A 20,199-nucleotide genomic window follows, 5' to 3' on the forward strand; every position below is an offset into this window, starting at 1 on the left:
AGCGGTGCCGCAGGCCATGATCGACCGGTGGGGAGCCCAACACGCGTTCTTCAACGCCTACGGTCCCACCGAGACGACGGTGGCCGTGACGCTCAGCGAGGCGTTGGCCCCGGGGCAGTCGATCACCATCGGCCGACCCATCCCCGGGGTGGGCATGCTCGTGCTGGACTCGCGTCTGAACGTGGTGCCCGTCGGCGTCACCGGCGAGCTGTACGTGGCCGGCGGCGCGCTCGCCCGCGGCTATGTTCGACGACCCGGGTTGACCGCGAAGCGGTTCATCGCCGACCCCTACGGACGCAACGGCGAACGGCTCTACCGGACCGGCGATCTGGTTCGCTGGCGGCCCGGGCCGACCGGTGAACTCGAGCTCGAGTACGTCGGCCGTAGCGACGATCAGGTCAAGCTGCGGGGGCTGCGCATCGAGCTCGGCGAGATCGAGACGGTACTCAACTCGCATCCGGCGGTGGAGTCAGCGGTGGTGATCGGCGTAGGCGGCTCGGTCGCCTCGGCACTCGCGGGCTATGTGGTGCTGCGCGAGACCGCCGGCACCACGGTGGACCCCCACGAGCTGCGGACCTTCGTCGGTCAGGCCCTGCCCTCGCATATGGTGCCGGCGAGTATCGCCGTGCTCGATGCCCTGCCGTTGACCCCGGTCGGCAAGCTCGACAAGCGCGCGCTGCCCGAACCGGTCATCGACATCGCTGCGGATTACGTGGCACCCGAGACCGAGTCGGAGGAATCGGTTGCGGCGGTCTTCGCCGAGGTGCTCGGCGTCGATCGCGTCGGCGCGACCGACAGCTTCTTCGAGGTCGGCGGCAACTCGCTGTCGGCAACGCGGGTGGCTGCCCGGGTCGCCGACGTGTTCGGTGTCGACGTGTCGGTCCGCGACGTGTTCGAGGCGCCGACGGTGCGGGCGCTGGCCGCCGCGGTCGCCGGCCGCGGGGCGGGCCTGCCCCCGGTCGCCGCGGTCTCACCGCGGCCGGAACGGATTCCGGTGTCGTTCGCGCAGCAGCGTATGTGGTTCATCAACCAGTTCGATCCGTCGGCGTCGACCTACAACGTCCCATTGCTGCTACGCCTGACCGGCAGCCTCGACGTGGACGCGCTGCGTGCGGCACTTGCCGACGTGGTGGTGCGCCACGAGGTCCTGCGCACCACGTTCCCGGCGATCGACGGTGTGCCGGTGCAGATCATCGCCCCGGCCGAGGCGGCCACCTCGACCCTGGACTGGGCCGAGGTCGACTCGACCGCCGATCTCGAGACCGCGGTGAGCGCCGGATTCGACGTCACCGAACAGTGGCCACTGCGGGCGCGGCTGCTCCGCGTCGCCGACGACGAATTCGTCTTCGCCATCGTCGCCCATCACATCGCCGCCGACGGCGAGTCGATGGCGCCGTTGGTGGCCGACCTGATGACCGCATACGCGGCACGGGAGGCCGGCGACGCCCCGACGTTCGCCCCGCTCGAGGTACAGTTCGCTGACGTCGCGCTCTGGCAACACCGCGAACTCGGCTCGGTCGGCGATACGAATTCAGTGGTGGGACAACAGCTGTCGTACTGGACACGCAAGCTCAACGGCCTTCCCGATGTGCTCGAGTTGCCCGGCGACCGGCCCCGTCCGGTGGTGGCCTCCCAACGCGGCGATCAGGTGTCGTTCGAGATCCCTGCCGACGTGGTCGAGGCCATCTCGGCGGTCGCCACCGGACGGGGCGTCACCCCGTTCATGGTGGTCCACGCCGGCCTCGCGGTGCTGCTCGCCCGGCTGTCGGCGACCTCCGACATCGCGGTTGGCACCCCGATCGCCGGACGCGGGCAGCGTGCCCTCGACGCACTGGTCGGCATGTTCGTCAACACGCTGGTGTTGCGCGCCGAGATCGATCCGGGCATGACCTTCGCCGCAGTGATCGACCAGGTCCGCGGTACCGATCTCGAGGCGTACGCGCACGCCGACGTGCCGTTCGAGACGCTGGTCGAGCAGTTGGATCCGGTGCGGTCAGAGGCTTTCGCACCGCTGACGCAGATCCTGCTCACGTTCCATCAGTCGACGCTGCCGGAGTTCTCCGCCGATCTCGGCGACTCGGTCGCCGAAGCGTCCAGCATCGCCGGACTGTCCATCGCGCCGATCGAGGCGCCGGAGACACCCGCCAAGGTCGATTTGACCTTCGCGATCGCCGGCGGCACCCAGGGACAACCGTGGCCGGCGCAGATCGTCTACGCCACCGACATGTTCGATGCGGCGACAGTGCGCACCATGGCCGATCGGTTCGTCCGGGTGCTGGCCACCTGCCTGGCCGACGTGCAGGTGCCGGTGGGGGATGTCGCGCTGCTGTCCGATCACGAATCGAGCGCCCTGGCGGCACTTCCGGCGCCCGTGACCGAGACGACGAACACCGACCGCACCCTGGTGGAGCTGTTCGCGGACACCGTCGCCGACCACGCGACGCGGACCGCGGTGACCGCGCAGGACGTGTCGCTGTCCTACGCCGACCTCGATCGCCGCTCCGATGCGGTTGCAGCAGCGTTGGCGGCCCGGGGTGTCCGCGCCGGTGACCTCGTCGGTATCGCCACCGCACGCTCGGTCGACCTCCCGGTGGCGATCCTCGCCGTGCTCAAAGCCGGTGCCGGCTATCTGCCGCTGGACACCACCAACCCGGTGGACCGGTTGGCGTTCATCGTCTCCGACGCGTCGGTGCGCGTGGTGATCACCGACGCGGCGACCTCGGGACACGAGCTGTTCGCCGGTCTGCCCGCCGGCGTGGTGGCCGTCGACGTCGACGAACTCGCCTCGGCCGGGACCGATCTCGCGGTGCCGGTACCCTCGGTGCGGCCGTCCTCGCGGGCCTACGTCATCTACACCTCCGGCTCGACCGGTTTGCCCAAGGGCGTCGAGATCACCCATCGCGACGTCATCACCCTGATGGACACGGCGGCCGGCGACTTCGACTTCCGGCCCACCGATGTGTGGACGATGTTCCATTCCTATGCGTTCGACTTCTCGGTGTGGGAGTTGTGGGGACCGTTCCTGTGTGGGGCGCGGCTGGTGATCGTCGATCGTGCCCTGGCGCGAGACCCCGATGCCTTCGTGGAGCTGCTCGCCGCCGAGGGCGTGACGGTGCTCAACCAGACGCCGTCGGCGTTCTATCAACTCATCGACGCGCGGCGGCGCAACCCGGTCGATCTGCCGTTGCGCTACATCGTGTTCGGGGGTGAGGCGCTGGGCTTCGAGCAGGTGCGGCGCTGGTTCGACGACCATCCCGACGAGACCACCCAATTGGTCAACATGTACGGCATCACCGAGACCACCGTGCACGTGAGTTTCCGTCCGCTCGACCGCGACCTCGTCGCCGCGGGCGACGCATCCCTGATCGGGCGGCCCCTGCACTCGCTGGCGATCCACATCCTCGACGAGCGGTTGCATCCGGTGCCGCCCGGCGTCGTCGGCGAGATGTACGTCACCGGTGGGCAGCTGGCGCAGGGCTATCTGGGCCGGCCGGGACTCTCGGCGACCCGGTTCGTAGCCAATCCCTTCGATCGCAGCGGTGCCCGCATGTACCGGACGGGTGACCTCGCCCGTCGCATCGGCGACGACATCGAGTACCTCGGTCGCGGTGACGCGCAGGTGCAGTTGCGTGGATTCCGCATCGAGTTCGGTGAGATCGAGGCCGCGCTGCTCGGTGTCGACGGGATCACCGCGGGTGCCGCCAATGTCGTCGAACTCCCGGGGCGTGGTGAACAGCTCATCGGCTACGTCGTCGCCGAACCGGGCGCCGACGTCGACGCGGCGCGGGTGCGCGACGCGGTTGCCCGGGCGGTACCCGGCTACATGGTGCCCAGCATCGTGGTCCCGGTGACCGCGCTGCCGTTGACGGCCAACGGCAAGCTCGATCGTCGGGCGCTTCCGGTGCCCGAACTCGACGGCGCCGGTGACGATTACGTGGCGCCGGAGACCTCCACCGAGGAAACACTCGCGCGTGTCGTGGCGGGCGTGCTCGGTGTCGATCGGGTGAGTGTGGCCGAGTCGTTCTTCGCGCTCGGCGGCGACTCGATCCTCGCGATCCAGCTCTCGTCTGCCGCCCGTGCCGCCGGGTTCTCGGTGTCCCCGCGAGATGTCTTCGAACACAAGACGGTTCGGGCCATGGCGCATGCGGTGGCGGCGGGCGGAGACCGGCTGCCGCTGTTGAGCGAGCCTGCCGGTGAGCAGGTCGCGATCCCGCCGGTGGCGGCCTGGATGCTCGAGTTGTCGCAGAGCGGGGCGGACTTCGCCGACTTCTCCCAGTCGACGGTGCTCATCGCACCCGATGGACTCGACCTCCCGACGCTGACCGCCGTGCTGGATGCGGTGACGCGTGCCCATCCGATGCTGTCGGCGACGTTGCGCCACACCGACGACGGCTGGGCGTATGCGCTTGGCGAGGGCATCGGATGTGTCGTCGACGAGGCGACCACGGCCGCGGCGCCCGGCTCCGCCGAGTACGAGGAGGTATTGCGCACCGCGCATGCCGCAGCACTGCGCCGGCTCGACCCGGCCGCCGGAGTGATCGTGTCCGCGGTCCTGGTCGTCGGCGACGGCGGTGCCCGTGTGGTCCTGGCCATCCATCACCTCGGTGTCGATGCGGTCTCCTGGCCGATCCTCATCGAGGACATCATCACCGTCTGGGGTCGACTGCAGTCCGGTGCGGAGCCGGCGGTGCGTCCCGAGGTGACCTCGGCGCGGGCCTGGCATGCGGCACTCGCCGCGCAGGCCGGCGAACGCGGTGACGAGATGGGGCACTGGCTGGCCCGCGTGGACCGCGATCCCACCGACTTCGGTGTGCCCTTCGACCCGCACCGCGATACCTTCGCGACCGTCGACTCCCTGCGGGTCCGGGTGGACCGCACAGTCACCGAGGCGCTGCTGACGAGGGTCGTCGACGCGTACTCCGGTCACGTCAACGATGCGCTGATCGCGGCGCTGGCCCGCGCGGTGCGATCGTGGCAACGCGATCGCGGCATCGTCGACACCGCCGCGGTCACCGTGCTGGTCGAAGGCCACGGCCGCTACGAGGAAGTGGTGGCCCGGGGGACCGACCCGCACACCGCCGACCTGTCCCGAACCGCCGGCTGGTTCACCACCCTCGTGCCGTTGGCGCTCGACCCGGCCGACGACGTGGTGCACGCGGTGAAAGCGGCGAAGGAGGAGCGCCTGGCTCAACCGGACCGCGGCATCGGCTACGGACTGCTGCGCTTCACCGCGCCGGATGCCGGTGCCGACGACCGGCTGGCCGGGACCGCGTTGCCGTCGATCGGTTTCAACTTCTTCGGTGCCGGCAGCCGCTCATCCGGCGACGACGTGGTGGTGCCGTTCACCGCCGACCCGGCGGCGCCGGTCCTGCCGGCCACGGTGTCGGGTGCGATGACCGCGATGAACACGCTGACGGTGAACGTCGGCACCCTCTCGGACCGGGACAGCCGCGAACTCTCGGCGGACTTCCTGTTCGTCCGCGGGGTGCTGGGCGATGCGGATGCCGCCGATATCGCATCGCGGTGGCAGGCGGAACTGGCCGCGATCGTCGACACGCTGTCGGTGATCGGTGATCCGGGCCTGTCCCCGTCGGACGTTCCGGGCGCCGGGGTCACCCAGGACGACCTCGACGACGTGGCCCAGCGGTGGCCCGGGGCCGACATCTGGCCGCTGTCTCCCCTGCAGAAGGGCTTGCACTTCGAGGCCGAGCTCGCCGGCGGCGCCGTGGGCTCGGAGACCGCCGCGCCGGTGGATGTCTACGTGGTGCAGTCGATCCTAGAACTCGGTGGGACCGTCGACATCGACCGCCTGCATGCTGCGGCCCAGGCCCTGTTCGCGCACCATCGCGCATTGCGGTCGGGCTTCGTGCGCACCGGCAGTGGTGCGGTGGTGACGGTGGTTCCGCCATCGGTCGAGGTGCCCTGGGAGGTCGTCGACGTCACCGACGGCACCGGCCCCTCCGACGATGTGGTCGAGCAACGCGTGGCACAGGTCGCCGAGATCCAGCGGCGCACCCCGTTTGACCTGGCGCGCCCGCCGCTGATGCGTTTCGCAGTGGTCCGCCACGGCGATACCGCGCATCTGGTGGTGACCAACCATCACATCCTGATCGACGGTTGGTCGGGCCCGCTGGTGCTGGCCGATCTGCTGGCGCTGTATGCCAACGGAGTCACCTACACCGGCCAGATCGGTACCGGCGATGGTGATTTCGAGGACTACCTGCGTCACCTCGCGGCGACCGACGACGTCGCCGGTCGGCAGGCCTGGCGCGAGGTGCTCGCGCCGGTGACGGCGCCCACCTTGGTGGCGCCGGGCGCGGAAGCAACGAATGAGGCACTGCCGCAAGATCTGTCGGTCATTCTTGATGCCGACGTGACCGCCGGCATCGAGGCCCTCGCCCGCGCCGAGGGGGCCACGGTGGCGACGGTGCTGCAGTTCGCCTGGGCGGTGCTCGTGTCGCGGTTGACCGGCAACCGGGTGGTCACCTTCGCCGAGACCGTATCCGGTCGTCCGGCCGACCTCGAGGGCGTCGAATCCATGGTGGGGTTGTTCATCAACACGCTGCCCGCGGTGGTCGACGTCGATCCGGAGGCGTCGATCTCGACCGTGCTGGGTCGCCTGCAGCAGAGCAAGGTGGCGGTTCTCGATCACCAGCATCTGTCGCTGGCGGAGTTGACCGGACTGGCCGGCGGCAACGGCATCGGCGGCCCGCTGTTCGACACGTTGACGGTGCACGAGTCCTATCCGGTGGACACCGACTCGCTGACCACCACGGATGCCTCGTTGACCGGCGGGCTGGAGATCGTGGACTTCGCCGGTTCCGACGCCACCCACTACCCGCTCAACATGTCGACTTCACCCGTTGCGGGCCAACGACTCTCGCTGACTCTCAAGTATCTGCCGAACGCCTTCGACGCCACCCAAATCGAGGTGTTCATCGACGCACTGGTGCAGATCCTGCGGACGGTGTCGAGCGCTCCGGAGACCCTGACGGCCGACATCGGTCTTCTCGGCGGCGGCGAGATGGCCGCGTTCACCACGGTGTCCGGCGGCACGGGGACCGCGCCGCGCCTGCTCGGCGACATGTTCGCCGAGGTCGCGAACACGCACCCCGACCGCGTCGCGGTCGTGGACGGAAACGGTGCCGCGCTGACCTATGCCGAACTCGATGCGCGGTCCAATCAGCTGGCGCGCTGGCTCATCTCGCGGGGGATCGGCGTCGAGTCGCTGGTCGCGTTGGCGATCGGTCGGTCGGTGGAACTGCTCACCGCGATCTGGGCGGTCACCAAGACCGGTGCCGGATATGTGCCGATCGACCCCGACTACCCGGCCGAACGGGTGGCGAACATGATCGAGGACTCGGGGGCGATCCTCGGGCTGACCGTCCGCACCGGGGAACTTCCCGGCGACGAGTTCGAGTGGGTGCGTCTCGACGGTGACTCGACCCGAGCGGCGATCGCCGACCTGTCCGACGCCGCGGTGAGCGCCGTCGAGATGTCGGGTCGCGTGCGGACCGACAATGTCGCGTACGTGATCTACACATCCGGCTCCACCGGCCGCCCGAAGGGTGTGTCGGTCACTCATGGTGGGCTGGCGAATTTCGCCGCACAGGAGACCTCACGACTGTCGGTCGCAGATGCCCCGGTGGTCCTGGGGTTCGCATCGCCGAGTTTCGATGCGTCGGTCCTGGAGTACCTGCTCGCCACGGTCAACGGCGGCACCCTGGCCTACCGGCCGACCGCGGCCGTCGGCGGTCACGTGTTGCAGGAATTCATGCAGCGTCACCGAGTGACGCACACCTTCCTCACCCCGACGGTGCTCTCGACGCTGGACCCGGCCGCGCTGCCGGATCTGGCCGCGCTGATGGCCGGCGGTGAGGCGGTGCCGCCGTCGCTGGTCGACGCGTGGGCGCCGCATGTGGCCATCCACAACCTGTACGGACCAACGGAGACCACCATCGGCATCACGCTGAGTGAGCCGATGGTCGTCGGCGCGCCGGTGCGGTTGGGACGGCCGTTGGCCGGGGTGACGTTGCTCGTGCTCGACGGTCGTCTGCGGCCGGTGCCGGTCGGTGTGCCCGGCGAGCTCTACGCCGTCGGTCCGGCACTGTCCCGGGGTTACCTGGACCGGCCAGGACTGACCGCCGAGCGTTTCGTGGTCAACCCCTTCGGCACCGCGGGGGAGCGGATGTACCGAACCGGCGACGTGGTTCGCTGGCGCCGTGACGGTGCCGGCGAACTGGTGCTGGAGTACGCCGGACGTTCCGACGATCAGGTGAAGCTGCGCGGACTGCGGATCGAGCTGGGCGAGATCGAGGCCGTGCTGGCCGAACATCCGGCGGTGGAGTCGGCCGTTGTCGTCGGTGTGGGCGGCTCGGTCGCGACCGCACTGGCCGGCTACATCGTCGGCGACGGTGGGATCGACGTGGCCGAGGTGCGTGAGTTCGTCGGCCGACGGCTGCCGTCGCACATGGTCCCCGCCGCGATCATGGTGCTCGACGCGCTGCCGTTGACCCCGGTGGGCAAGCTCGACAAACGGGCGCTCCCAGAAGCGGTGATCGAGACCGGCACCGAGGAGTACGTGGCCCCGGAGACCGAGATGGAGGCCGTGGTGGCCGCCGCGTTCGCCGACGTGCTCGAACTCGAGCAGGTCGGTGTCACCCAGAGCTTCTTCGAGTTGGGCGGCAACTCGCTGTCGGCGACGCGGGTGCTCGGTGCGTTGCGCGAGCAGGGGCATGACGTGGAGTTGGCCTGGCTGTTCAACGACCCCACGGCGCGTGGGCTCGCGGCTCGGATCTCCGGCGGCTCCGGTTCCGGCGAGGTGGTGATCACCCTCAACGCGCAGGGGACGCGGCCGCCGCTGTTCTGCATCCATCCTGCCGGTGGCCTGGCTTGGTTCTATGGCGGGTTCGTGCCCTATCTCGGGGATCGCCCGGTGTACGGCCTGCAGGACCCGCATGTGGTCGCCGGCGAGCCCAGCGCGCGGAGCGTGGAGGAAATGGCCCAGCGGTATCTCACCGAGATCCGCCGGGTGTCGCCGCACGGTCCGTATCACCTGTTGGGCTGGTCGCTGGGTGGCTACGTCGCGTACGCCATCGCGACCGCGCTGCGCGCCGAAGGAGAGGAGGTCGCCTTCCTCGGCGTCATGGACTCGTCGCCGATCCCGCCGCAACCCGACGACGGTTCCGGGTCTGCACCGGCCGGTGTCGAGCTCGGCGGCGACTATGTCGGCGACTTCCTCGGCGGATGGCGCGATCTGTTCGACCTCGACGACAATGTGCACGCGGACAGCGCCGAAGAGGTCGCCGAGATCATCCGCGAACAGATCGCGTCGATGGGCCTGCTCAGCGTCGACCAGGTGCAGGGCGTCATGGACAGCTTCGCGGTCGGCGAAACGCTCGTCGAACAGTTCCGGCCGGCCCCGTATGACGGTTCGCTGCTGGTGTTCACCGCGACCCGCGACAAGGCGGATCCGGCCGCGGTCGCCGACGGTTGGCGACCCCACGTCGCGGGCCGCATCGCGAATGTCGATGTCGACGCCGATCACCTCGGCCTGGCAAACCCTGGCGCGCTCGAGGTCATCGGGCCCGAACTCGACCGGTGGCTCGCCGACGCCGACGCCGCGGAGTCGTAGGAGCCGCAGCACCGACACCGTCACCGCAGCGGCACCGTCACCCGCAATCCATCTGCACTATCCACCCACGATCCCTGGAGGACACCAGTGACCAACCCCTTCGACGACGACAACGGCCGCTTCTACGTATTGGTCAACGACGAGAATCAGCACTCGCTGTGGCCGACCTTCGCCGACATCCCCGCCGGCTGGAGGACGGTGTTCGGGGAGGACAGTAGGGCGGCATGCCTGGGCTACGTGGAGAAGAACTGGACCGACCTGCGTCCCAAGAGTCTGATCGAGGCGATGGACGCGGACGCGGCGCGCCGCGCGTGACTCTCATCCGGCCACGACGTCGCGAGGCTGTGTAGCCGGGATAACGCTTGAACATCAAGCACTATTCGCCACTCCAACAACTTGAGTCACAGCAGTAACATGGAGTTGTACCGAGAATCTGCTCTGACCTGTGGATTCGCACACAATCTGGCGTCCGCGGTTCCCAAAGAGCCGTTAGCAAGGCAAGCTATATAGACGGACCTGGCGCCAGCACCATTCTGGGAGGCAACGTGGCCAGGGTCACAACACGGAGTTCGGGGGAACGACTGTGAACATGTTGGATTTGATCGAAGACATCCGGCGGCGGGCCGAGATCACCCCGCGCCTGACTGCTGTTCGCTTCGGTGACGATGTCGTCACCTACGGTGCCCTCGACGAGGCCATCGATTCGTACCGCTCCGTGATGGACCGCCACGGCATGTCGCACGACGCGGCATTCCACGCCGGCCTCATTCACTGTATGCCCGGTCTCACGCGTATCGACGGAGCCGCCGAGCGCAACCGGGTGATGAGCGACATCGTCGCGTGGCTCGGCCGCGAACTCGGCGGTGGCGAGGGCCGTCGCCTCCGCGCCGTCAGCTGATCCACCTCACCGACACACTTGGGGGTTACGGATCGGCCCTGGGCCGCCTCGTCGCCTGCCGGTCGGCTCTCACACTATCGCGAGCACCATCAAGATCATCAGCAGTATCGGTGCGCCGATGATCATGCTCGCGATTCCCGCCACCGTGCCGGCCACGGCCCGGCCTGTGCCGCGATAGCGGTTCGGCTCCGGCGCCGGTCGTCGGCCGCTCGCGATCTGTACCAGGGCGATCACCCCCAGCGTCGTCGCGATGAAGCCGAGGATGGCTCCCACGCCCACAAGGGCCAGTGGGAGCGAGATCATCGATGTGATCAACGCCGTGGTCGCCATCCGGGAACTCGGCTGTGCCGGGGCATTCATCCCGTTCGTGTTCAGGTGCCTCGAGTCGGTCGCCATAACCGGAGCGGGGTACCAGACGTCGGCGACCGGGGGTAGCGGGGCGTCGTTCGCTGAGCTACTCGCCGAGAGTGGCCAACTCGCATTCATCGCTGAGGGCGGCCACATCGAACCGGGTACGGCGGCCGATTCGTCGGTCGCGCCGGGCCGGTCTCGCAACGTCTCGATTGTGGATTCGCCGGTCTCCGGGAGTTGTGTGTCGATGTTCTCGAGCGGCCACCGGGCGATGCGATCGGTCAACGCGGGCGGTATTGACTCGGTGGGGTGATCGGTCTCCCGCATGGCGTACCCTCCTGGCCGGCGGCCCACGGGTGGCCGATCATCGGTTCTGTTCGATCTCCAGTACCGCACGAACGAACGCGGCGCTGCACGGTGCTGGGTCTACATGGTGCTGGTCCTGCACGATTGCCGGGCACGGTTGCCCGACGCTCTGCCTCCACTGCACCCGAAGAACATCACATAGCGATAACGATAGCTGCGACGACAATCGCCGCGTCCGGGGTTCCGGACGCGGCGACAGCGTGGTGCAAGCCGATGATCGGTTGAAGCTCAGCCGCCGTGCTGACCGCCCATGCTGGTCAGCGTGTCGACCGCGTCCGCGGTGAGCTTCCAGTTGGTGCCGACACGCACATAATTCAGTTGGATGTCCACCGGGGCCGGGGCGTGCGGGCTGGCGACAGCAACGGTCGCCGTCGCGGTGCTCGAGCCTTGCTCAGTCACCTCTTTGACCGTGTACACGTCGGGCGTGTAGCCGGCGGCGCTGGAGGTCTCGGCATAGGTCTGCAGCGCGCTGATCGTCTCCGGATTGTTGGTGTCGACGGCTCCTTCGACCTGCTCGGTGGTGCTCGCCGGGTCCACCGCCGTGCGCAGGGTGCTCTGGGCGTCCTCGGTGCTCAGTCCGATCACCGCATCCTTCGCCGAACTGACCGCACCGCTGACGGCATCGCGGGCCTGGCTGGCTGCATCACCGGCCGCCGAGGCGACCGCCGCCGACGCGTCGTTGGCGACACTGCTGGCCGTGTCCGACGCCTCCTCGGAGCAGGCGGCCGTGGCCAGGATGGTGGCGGCGGCGAGAACTGCCGCGGCAAGGGGCTTGCGAACCTTCATATTTCGTCTCCTCCTCTTGAGTAAGCCCACACTAACTCATGGGTGTCGGGCGGCAGCACCGCGGAATTAATCGGACCGTGGTCCGGTTAGGCTGGATGACACATCCGCCGAGTGCGCAGGAGGCGCGACAATGCAGTTCGGAATCTTCAGCGTCAGCGACATCACCGTCGATCCCACCACCGGGGTCGCGCCCACCGAGCACGAACGGATCAAGGCGATCGTGCAGATCGCGAAGAAGGCCGAGGACATCGGCCTCGACGTCTTCGCGCTCGGCGAGCACCACAACCCGCCGTTCTTCTCGTCGTCACCAACGACGACGCTCGCCTACATCGCAGCCCAGACCGAGGGGTTGCAGCTGTCCACGGCCACCACGCTTATCACCACCAACGATCCGGTCAAGATCGCCGAGGACTTCGCCATGTTGCAACACCTCGCCGACGGTCGGGTGGACCTGATGCTGGGGCGCGGCAACACCGGGCCGGTTTATCCGTGGTTCGGCCAGGACATCCGGCAGGGCATCCCGCTGGCCATCGAGAACTATCACCTGCTGCACCGCCTGTGGAGTGAGGATGTCGTCGACTGGGAGGGCAACTTCCGCACTCCGTTGACGTCGTTCACGTCGACGCCACGGCCATTGGACTCCGTGGCCCCGTTCGTGTGGCACGGATCGATCCGCAGCCCTGAGATCGCCGAGCAGGCCGCGTATTACGGTGACGGCTTCTTCGCCAACAACATCTTCTGGCCCAAAGAACACTTCCAGCGACTCATCGGTTTCTATCGCGAACGGTTCGAGCACTACGGACACGGCACAGCCGAGCAGGCCATCGTCGGCCTGGGCGGCCAGTTCTACATCCGGAAGAACTCGCAGGACGCGGTGCGGGAATTCCGCCCGTACTTCGACAACGCGCCGGTGTACGGTCACGGCCCTTCGCTCGAGGACTTCACCGAGCAGACGCCGCTGACCGTCGGGAGCCCTCAGGAGTTCGTGGACAAGACCCTCTCGTTCCGGGAGAGCTTCGGCGACTACCAGCGACAGCTGTTCCTCGTCGACCACGCGGGGCTGCCGCTGAAGACGGTGCTGTCCCAGCTCGACGAGTTGGGAGAGGTGTTGCCGCAGTTGCGTGCCGGCTTCGAGGCCGGCCGACCCGCCGCGGTACCCGACGCCCCGACCCACGCCTCCCTGGTGGCTGCGCGCACCGCAGCCGCGGCCGGCGACACGCGCGAAGAGGCGAGTGTATGACCGCGGCTCGGACTCCCCGGCGGATCGTCGCCGTCAATGCCGGACTGGGCGATCCGTCGTCGACGCGCCTGCTCGTGGATCGGTTGGTCGAGGCCGTCGTCGGAGCCCTCGACGACGGGACCGGGGCTGGTGCGGTCGACGTGACGGTGATCGATCTTCGTGACCTCGCCACCGACATCGCCCGTTCGATGGCCACCGGATTCGCAGTCGACCTGGTGCGCGAGGCGTTGCAGCGGCTCTACGAGGCCGATGGACTCATCGTCGCCACGCCGGTCTTCAACGCGTCCTACAGCGGATTGTTCAAGTCGTTCTTCGACCTGGTCGACGTGGACAAGCTCGGGGGCACCCCGGTGCTGCTCGCCGCCACCGGCGGGAGCCCACGACACTCGATGGTGCTCGACCATGCCATGCGTCCGTTGTTCGCCTACCTGCGCGCGATCGTGCTGCCGACTGCTGTGTACGCGGCAGCGCAGGACTGGGCCGTTGCGGCCGGCGACACTGCGGCGCTCGGCGATCGCATCCGGCGGGCGGCGGGTGAACTTGCGGCCGCGGTGGGTCGACCATCCGCGCCGGGCGTACCGGCTCCCGAGCCGGAGCGTACCGAGAATGGAGTACGGTCATCGGCCGAGGATGCAGGTATCGCGAACTTCGCGCGCCTGCTCGGTCAGCAATCCTGACGGTCGCTCACGCCTGGCCCGGGATGTTGTGCCGCGGGCTCAGCCGGCTGTTCGGCAACGTAGGCGCCGGCAGATGCTGGACGTCACCGGAGTAGCCCTCGACCTGGCCGAATCGTTCACTGTGCTCGGTCCACTGCTGACGGAACGCGACGATGTCCTCATGGCTGCGCCCGAGGAAGTTCCACCACATGATGATCTGCTCGTCGAGCGGTGCGCCGCCGAGCAGTATCACGCGCGCCGGTTCGTCGGACTCGTTGCGCAGGCATATTGCCGTCGCACCGAGCCCGATGTAGCCGAGTTCGGTCGGTTGCAGGGGTTCGGCCGCGGAATTCACGACGCGGATCACCCCGGCGTCCACGAGCAGACCGTGCTCGTGTGCGGTGGTGACCGGTAGCTCGATCTGGGCGCCGGGTGGCAGCCGCAGTTCCGCGCCGAGTAGGGGTGTGAAGGTGTGGACGGGTGACCGCTCACCCAGGAGTTCGCCCAGGAATACCCGAATCTCGACGTCGTCGTGGTGGAACGCCGACGGGATGTGGTGGGCGAAATCTCGCGGGGTGTCGGCGGCGAACTCGGGCAGCGCCACCCACAGTTGAACGCCGTGCAAGATCGTCGTGTCGGGTGTTGACACCTCGGTGTGTGCGATTCCGTGTCCGGCGGTCATCAGGTTGAGTTCCCCCGGGCGCACCATCGCGTGATTGCCCATGGTGTCGCGGTGTTCGATCTCGCCGGAGAACAGCCAGCTCACGGTCTGCAACCCGGTGTGCGGGTGCGGTGGCACATCCATCCCGCCGGTCGCCGAGACATCGTCGGGACCATAGTGATCGGCGAAACACCATGCGCCGATCAACGAACGGCGACGTTGAGGCAGGGTGCGATGCACCGTCATGGCGCGCGGGCCGCCCAACGGAACGTCGCGGGCGGCGAGCACCTCGACCGTCACGGTCCCTTCGGCTCCCGCGTCGCCGCGGTGAACAGTTGAGCGACAATCGATCTCGTCGGGACGCGTCTCCAGGTTGCTCATCGGTGCGGCCGCTCCACGTGTTGTCCGGGTTCCTCGGAGTCAGTGTAGCGAGACGGGTGTCGTCGGCGAGTGAGGTGAACGTCGCGGAAAGCGACACGTTCGCCTCACTCGGCCTGCGGTCTGCTGGGGCGGGGGCTCGGGAAGCGGCGCCGGGCTCAGGAGATGGTTGTCGGATCCTCGAACGTCATCGTCAGTCGATCCACCGATGTCGTCATCAGCGCGCGCCGGCTCAGGCGTAGTGTCCGCAACTCGGCGGCGATCGGATGGTCACCCAAGGTCAGGCGCGCACCACCCAACCGTGTGCGGGTGCCGGCGGTGGACGTCAGCTTCCACGGCGTCATCCGCAGCACCCCGTCGAGTTGGGAGTACGCGTTCAGCACGGTGTCCTTCGCGTTGTCGGGCACCGGGATGCCGCGTCGGGTGGTGAGGTCTGCGATGAGGTGTCCATTCGCGGAGACCCTGCCGTGGCGGGTGGGGGAGTCGTGGTCCACGTCGAAGTCGGCGAGGGTCTTGGGGAAGCCCCAGATGCCCCGGCCGGCGGCGAGGGTGAAGTCGCCGTCGACCGGCAGGTGGTGGATGAGTGCACGGGCGTCGCCGCGGGCCAGCGAGCGCAACGCGGAGGCCGGCGATGCGGCCGGCCGGCCGGGCTCCTCGACCAGGAAGCAGACGCCGAACTCGTTGTACGGTCCCAGGTCGCCGTCGATGTAGTCGACGAAGACCAGCATGCACATCGTCCGGCCTGGTCGCAGGCGCAACGGCCGCAGCTCGGGCGCCGCCGGGCCGGCCGACCGCATCGCGTGGGCCACCGCGGCGGCGTCAGCGGTGAATCCGGCGACAAAACACCGAGCATTGCGGATCTCCACCGGCATCGAAACGGCGGTGCCCAGGACGTCATGGGTGGACCCGGGTTGGGACATCGATAGGTCTCCTCGAAACTGGAACATGTTCTCATTTGCTTCTGTCAGCATGGCAGATCCGAACCGGCGGTGGGCCGATTCCACCCGGTGAGCTCGGTGGGTCGGACATCCGGCCGAATTACGCGCCATCGGCGACCGCGCACTCGCGGCGCTGTGACAAGGTTGTCGGAAGGCGTTGGTGACGTCGGGTCGTCGGCACTCTGGGCGTTGCGCGTGCGCATACCGGTGGTCGGAGGGAGGACGGGTGGCAACCGCGGACCGGTCGGTGGTCGGGGTGGGGATGGTCGACGATCATCCCTCACCGGTGTGGGGAATCGAACGGATTCTCGACCGCCAACCCGACCTGGAATTGGTGTGCTCGGCGTCCACGGTGGGCGGACTGCTGGCGCAGGGTATCGCGATGGACATCGTCATCCTCGACCTGCGGCTCGACGACGGCACGAGCCCGGGTGAGAACGTCGCCCGGCTCACCGAAGAGGGCATCGGGACCGTCGTCTACACCTCGGGGGAACACCCGGATCTGCTCCGTTCCGCCGCGCGGGCGGGCACTCTGGGCGTGGTACTCAAATCCGCTTCGGAGGGTGAGATCGTCGATGCGATCCGAACGGCGGCTTCCGGACATGCGGTGCTGACCACCGAGTGGGCGGCAGCCATCGATGCCGACCCCGACCTCGCCGCAGTCGATCTGAGTCCACAGCTGCAACGGGTGCTGACCCTGTACGCCTCCGGCGAGACGTCGGCCGGAGTCGGTGCCGCTCTGGGGGTGACCGCGGAAACGGTGAACGAGTACCTCAAGCGAATCCGGCAGAAGTACGCCGCCGCGGGGCGTCCCACCCGGACCAAGCTCGATCTGTTCAAGCGCGCGGTCGAGGACGGTTGGCTGCCCCTCCCCGGCCGACGGCCCGCCCCGGCACCGGACCGATCCTCACGCAGAGGTGGTATCGGGCGCACACCTGAGTAAGTCGGGGTGGATGCCACATCCCGTCTCACTCGGTACACGTGGGTGAATCCTTACATCGCCGCAGCCCGGAGCGCTGGCTCCGGCTCGATGTGCTGGACCTGACGGGCATCGGTGTCCCCAGTTCTGGGTCTACACCGCGCGGCGGTGATCGCCTAACCTGCTGTTTCTGTGGTGCGGTCTTGTCGGGGGACTGGAGCGCCCGCATCAGCGGGAAATGTTGGTGCCGAGCGAAGGAAGACAGATGACCGCGCATTCGCATACGCCGTATCCGGGCCGCTCGACACCCGCCCGCCCAGCGGGTCCCGACGATATGGCCCAGCCTGCCGCCGTGGGGCTGAACGCGCGGGTGACACGACTGTCGGATTACCGTCAAGCGGAAGGTGCGATGCCCGACCCACGACGACCGGAACTCTCGTCCCGCGAGGTCGAGGTCCTGCTCGCGTGGCTGGCGGCTGAGTCGAAGGAGGAGGCGGCGACGGCGCTGTTCATCTCCGCGTCGACGGTGAGTACCCACCTGGCCCGTATCCGCGCCAAGTACTCCGGTGTCGGCCGGGAAGCGCCGACCAAGGCGCACCTGCTGGCCCGCGCACTACAGGACGGCTACACCAGCCTCGACAGCTGGTGAGTCCCCCGGGGTGGGGAACCCGGGGAAGTCAGCGTAGGTCGCGTTCGATCTGCGGCCAGGTCCGGTGCAGGTCGTCCTGCCAGTAGCCCCACGAATGGGTTCCGGTGTTTCGGAACGTGACGTCGGTGGGGATGCGCAGCTCGGCGAGGCGGCCGGCCATCTGACGCGTGCACTGATCGATCGCCACCTCGATCGCGCCACCCAGTAGGGCCTGATTGGCGAGGAAGAACGGATCACCCTGGACAAAGGGGTCCTCGAGGCGTTCGTGGGTGCCGGGTAGCCCGGTGCCCGAGGTCATGTAGATCTTGGTGCCCCGCAGCTTCTCGGCGTTGAGATACGGGTCGTTGGCGCGCCACCCCGGCCCGTCAAGGGGCCCCCACATGTTCTCCAGGTTGCCGCCGCCACGGTCGGCGGTGACGAACCGGATGTACTGCTGACCCACCGGGTCACTGGTCCGGGCGCATCCGCTGAATGCGGCCACCGAGCGGTAGAGGCCGGGGGCGGCGATAGCGAGGTTGAACACCGTCGTGCCGGCCATCGAGATGCCGGCGACGGCGTTGCGCCCGGTGGTGTTGAACTGCGCGTCGATCAGCGGGGACAGTTCCTTGGTCAGGAAGGTCTGCCACTTGTTGCGGCCGAGCACCGGGTCGTCGCGCTGCCAGTCGGTGTAGTACGAAAAGGCGCCGCCGATCGGTGTGACGACGTATACATCCTTGTCGGCGAAGAACTCTTTGTAGTCGGTACGTGCGTCCCACGTCGCCGAATCCTCGCCGCCGCCGGCACCGTTGAGCAGATACAGCGTGGGGCTGGGCGTGGACCGATCACGGGGAGTGAGCACGGTGACCGGGATGTTCTTGTTCATCGCCGCCGAGTAGACGAGCAGCGTGACCTGCTGCGGATCGTCGTCATAGGTGCTCACGATGCGCGATGTCGGTGCGGCCGACGCCGTACCCACACCTACCGTTGCGACGACCGCCGCAATCACCGACAACATCCCGACGATCAGACGCTGATGTCTCCCCACGATGCCCCAATCCGTTCCCACTCGCCGAAAACCCCCACTCGCCGAAAACCCCCACTCGCCGAAAACCCCCACTCGCCGAAAACCCATGGCTGGGTGGCTGCCCAAGTCTAGCGGGCGATCCTCCGGTGCTGTTCTCCCGCCGTGATCCCGGTCTGCCCCGGACCGCTTTGGCTACCGTGGAGGGATGACATCCACGGGGGCGGCCGACGATCCCGATCTCCTGCGTACCCTGCTCGCGGATTCCGCGCTCGGCGATCGCGGTGCATTCACCCGCTTGTACGACCTCACCAGCGGCCGTGTCTACGGCCTGGCATTGCGCGTCGTCCGGGACCGGAACTACGCGGAGGAGATCGTTCAGGAGGCCTATCTGCAGTTCTGGCAGAAGGCCGACCAGTATCACCCCGGCCGTGGCTCGGTGATCAGCTGGATGATGACCATCACTCATCGGCGCGCTGTCGATCGGGTCCGATCCGAGGAGGTGCATCACCGCAAGGCCACCGAATACGAGTCAAGCAATCAGGCGCCCGCGTCGGCGGTGCCGTTGGAGATCGTGGTGGCCCGCGAAGAGAACACCGAACTGCGGACGTGTCTGAACACGCTGAGTGTCTTGCAGCGTGACAGCATCGAGATGTCCTATTTCGGCGGCTTGACCTATCCGGAGGTCGCCGAACACATGTCGACTCCGCTGCCCACCATCAAGACGCGTATTCGCGACGGACTTCGCAAGCTTCGCAATTGTCTGAGAGGTCGAGATCATGTCTGACACCGACTGGCTCGACGATCACATCGAACTGTATGCCGTCGCGGTACTGCCGCCCACCGAACACGACCGCGTGGAACGTGAACTGGCGGACCTGAGCGGAGTCGAGCGGCGCATCTACCACACGCGAGTTGCCGAGACGCGCGCGGCGATGGTGGAATTCGCGAGTTCGTATGCAATCGATGCCCCAGGTGACCTGCGTGCGCGGGTGCTCGACCATGTCTTTGCGGTGTCCGACGGGCGTGGTGACGCTGTATCGTCCGACGGACCCAGCGGTGATGTAACGGCCGATTCGGCGCCCGCGCCGATTCCGATCGACCGAGCACGCAGGCGCCGACGGGCCGCGGTGATCGCAGCCGCGGCAGCAGCGATCGTGGTGGCGCTCGGCGCCGGAGTGGTGATCGGACGCGGTACCGCACCGGACCCGGCGGCGCCCACGGTGACCGCTGCGGGGCAGCAGGCACTCGACGTGCTGACCGCACCCGACGCCCAACTCGCCGCACAACAGCTCGACGATGATCGCGGCACCATGTCGGTCGTCACCTCACGCGAGCGCAATCAGGCTGTGGCACTGCTGCGTGATCTGAACAACCCCATTGCTTCCGACCGCGAGTTCCAACTCTGGTTGGTCGGCAAGGAGGATCAACCGGTGTCGGCGGGTCTCATCCCGTCGACGGGCGCCGACGATCCGACGCTGGTCGAGAACCTCGACTCGGCAACGGTTCTGGCGGTCACCGTGGAACCGGAGGGCGGGTCGCCGCAGCCGACGACACCGATCCTGGCGCAGGTGCAGCTGTAGACGGTGTGCCACGGCGGCGGTGGTCTCGATACGCGGCCTCGGCTGGCGCCTCGGTCGCTACTCGACCAGCGGAGGGTGGTCTCGCGGGTGTAAGGCCGTTCTGGTGTGGTCTCGATACGCGGCCTCGGCTGGCGCCTCGG

The 20,199-nt window shown here is 68.0% G+C and carries 14 protein-coding genes (1 of these 14 running past the window's edge); 9 read left to right on the forward strand and 5 right to left on the reverse strand.

The annotated features are described in order from the left end of the window. The 3 genes from L1892_RS20765 to L1892_RS20775 form a co-directional block, all read left to right on the forward strand. Window positions 1-9,634 carry the end of a non-ribosomal peptide synthase/polyketide synthase gene (locus L1892_RS20765; RefSeq protein ID WP_235725593.1) on the forward strand. Its footprint begins 15,344 nt before the window's first position, so 9,634 of the gene's 24,978 nt are visible here — the last part of the coding sequence; its start codon lies beyond the left edge, outside the window; it ends in the stop codon at window positions 9,632-9,634. A gap of 87 nt (window positions 9,635-9,721) precedes the next feature. Further along, on the forward strand, window positions 9,722-9,949 hold the full coding sequence (locus tag L1892_RS20770) for an MbtH family protein (protein ID WP_235725594.1): 228 nt from the start codon (window positions 9,722-9,724) through the stop codon (window positions 9,947-9,949). A gap of 274 nt (window positions 9,950-10,223) precedes the next feature. Continuing rightward, on the forward strand, window positions 10,224-10,532 hold the full coding sequence (locus L1892_RS20775) for a hypothetical protein (protein ID WP_235725595.1): 309 nt from the start codon (window positions 10,224-10,226) through the stop codon (window positions 10,530-10,532). A gap of 69 nt (window positions 10,533-10,601) precedes the next feature. Here L1892_RS20775 and L1892_RS20780 read toward each other — a convergent pair whose 3' ends face one another. Next, the gene (locus L1892_RS20780) at window positions 10,602-11,210 is read right to left on the reverse strand and encodes a DUF4190 domain-containing protein (RefSeq protein WP_235725596.1); all 609 of its coding nucleotides are present in this window, start codon (window positions 11,208-11,210) and stop codon (window positions 10,602-10,604) included. Window positions 11,211-11,477: 267 nt separating this feature from the next. Beyond that, window positions 11,478-12,035 (reverse strand): MTB12 C-terminal domain-containing protein, encoded by a 558-nt coding sequence (locus L1892_RS20785; protein WP_235725597.1) that lies wholly within the window; start codon window positions 12,033-12,035, stop codon window positions 11,478-11,480. A gap of 130 nt (window positions 12,036-12,165) precedes the next feature. Here L1892_RS20785 and L1892_RS20790 point away from each other — a divergent pair, with 130 nt between their 5' ends. Both L1892_RS20790 and L1892_RS20795 read left to right on the forward strand, forming a co-directional pair. After that, window positions 12,166-13,275 carry an LLM class flavin-dependent oxidoreductase gene (locus tag L1892_RS20790; RefSeq protein ID WP_235725598.1) on the forward strand — a complete coding sequence of 370 codons (1,110 nt, stop codon included), beginning with the start codon at window positions 12,166-12,168 and terminating at the stop codon, window positions 13,273-13,275. Further along, a complete protein-coding gene (locus tag L1892_RS20795) occupies window positions 13,272-13,952 on the forward strand; it encodes a CE1759 family FMN reductase (protein ID WP_235725604.1) in 681 nt (226 codons plus the stop codon). Before L1892_RS20790 ends, L1892_RS20795 begins: the two co-directional genes overlap by 4 nt. A gap of 7 nt (window positions 13,953-13,959) precedes the next feature. On the opposite strand, the gene L1892_RS20800 is transcribed toward L1892_RS20795, so the two are convergent. Both L1892_RS20800 and L1892_RS20805 read right to left on the reverse strand, forming a co-directional pair. Continuing rightward, the gene (locus L1892_RS20800; RefSeq protein WP_235725608.1) at window positions 13,960-14,973 is read right to left on the reverse strand and encodes a pirin family protein; all 1,014 of its coding nucleotides are present in this window, start codon (window positions 14,971-14,973) and stop codon (window positions 13,960-13,962) included. Between the two features lie 155 nt (window positions 14,974-15,128). Then, window positions 15,129-15,890, reverse strand: a complete 762-nt coding sequence (locus L1892_RS20805; RefSeq protein ID WP_235725609.1) for an acetoacetate decarboxylase family protein — start codon at window positions 15,888-15,890, stop codon at window positions 15,129-15,131. 280 nt (window positions 15,891-16,170) lie between these two features. Between L1892_RS20805 and L1892_RS20810 the strand changes: the two genes are divergently transcribed. After that, complete coding sequence (locus tag L1892_RS20810) at window positions 16,171-16,851, forward strand: LuxR C-terminal-related transcriptional regulator (RefSeq protein WP_235725618.1); 681 nt, start codon at window positions 16,171-16,173, stop codon at window positions 16,849-16,851. 310 nt (window positions 16,852-17,161) lie between these two features. Further along, a complete protein-coding gene (locus tag L1892_RS20815; RefSeq protein WP_235725620.1) occupies window positions 17,162-17,476 on the forward strand; it encodes a LuxR C-terminal-related transcriptional regulator in 315 nt (104 codons plus the stop codon). Between the two features lie 28 nt (window positions 17,477-17,504). Here the strand turns inward: L1892_RS20815 and L1892_RS20820 are convergent, their stop codons facing one another. Then, on the reverse strand, window positions 17,505-18,470 hold the full coding sequence (locus L1892_RS20820; RefSeq protein ID WP_235725622.1) for an alpha/beta hydrolase: 966 nt from the start codon (window positions 18,468-18,470) through the stop codon (window positions 17,505-17,507). A 214-nt stretch (window positions 18,471-18,684) separates the two neighbouring features. Between L1892_RS20820 and sigK the strand changes: the two genes are divergently transcribed. Together sigK and L1892_RS20830 are read left to right on the forward strand one after the other, a co-directional pair. Beyond that, window positions 18,685-19,263, forward strand: coding sequence for an ECF RNA polymerase sigma factor SigK (sigK, locus tag L1892_RS20825; protein WP_235725614.1), 579 nt, complete (start codon window positions 18,685-18,687; stop codon window positions 19,261-19,263). Further along, window positions 19,256-20,059, forward strand: coding sequence for an anti-sigma factor (locus L1892_RS20830; protein ID WP_235725615.1), 804 nt, complete (start codon window positions 19,256-19,258; stop codon window positions 20,057-20,059). The genes sigK and L1892_RS20830 overlap by 8 nt, the downstream gene beginning before the upstream one ends. Window positions 20,060-20,199 lie beyond the last annotated feature (140 nt).

Source organism: Gordonia tangerina (genome assembly GCF_021556435.1).
Taxonomy (GTDB): Bacteria; Actinomycetota; Actinomycetes; order Mycobacteriales; family Mycobacteriaceae; genus Gordonia; species Gordonia tangerina.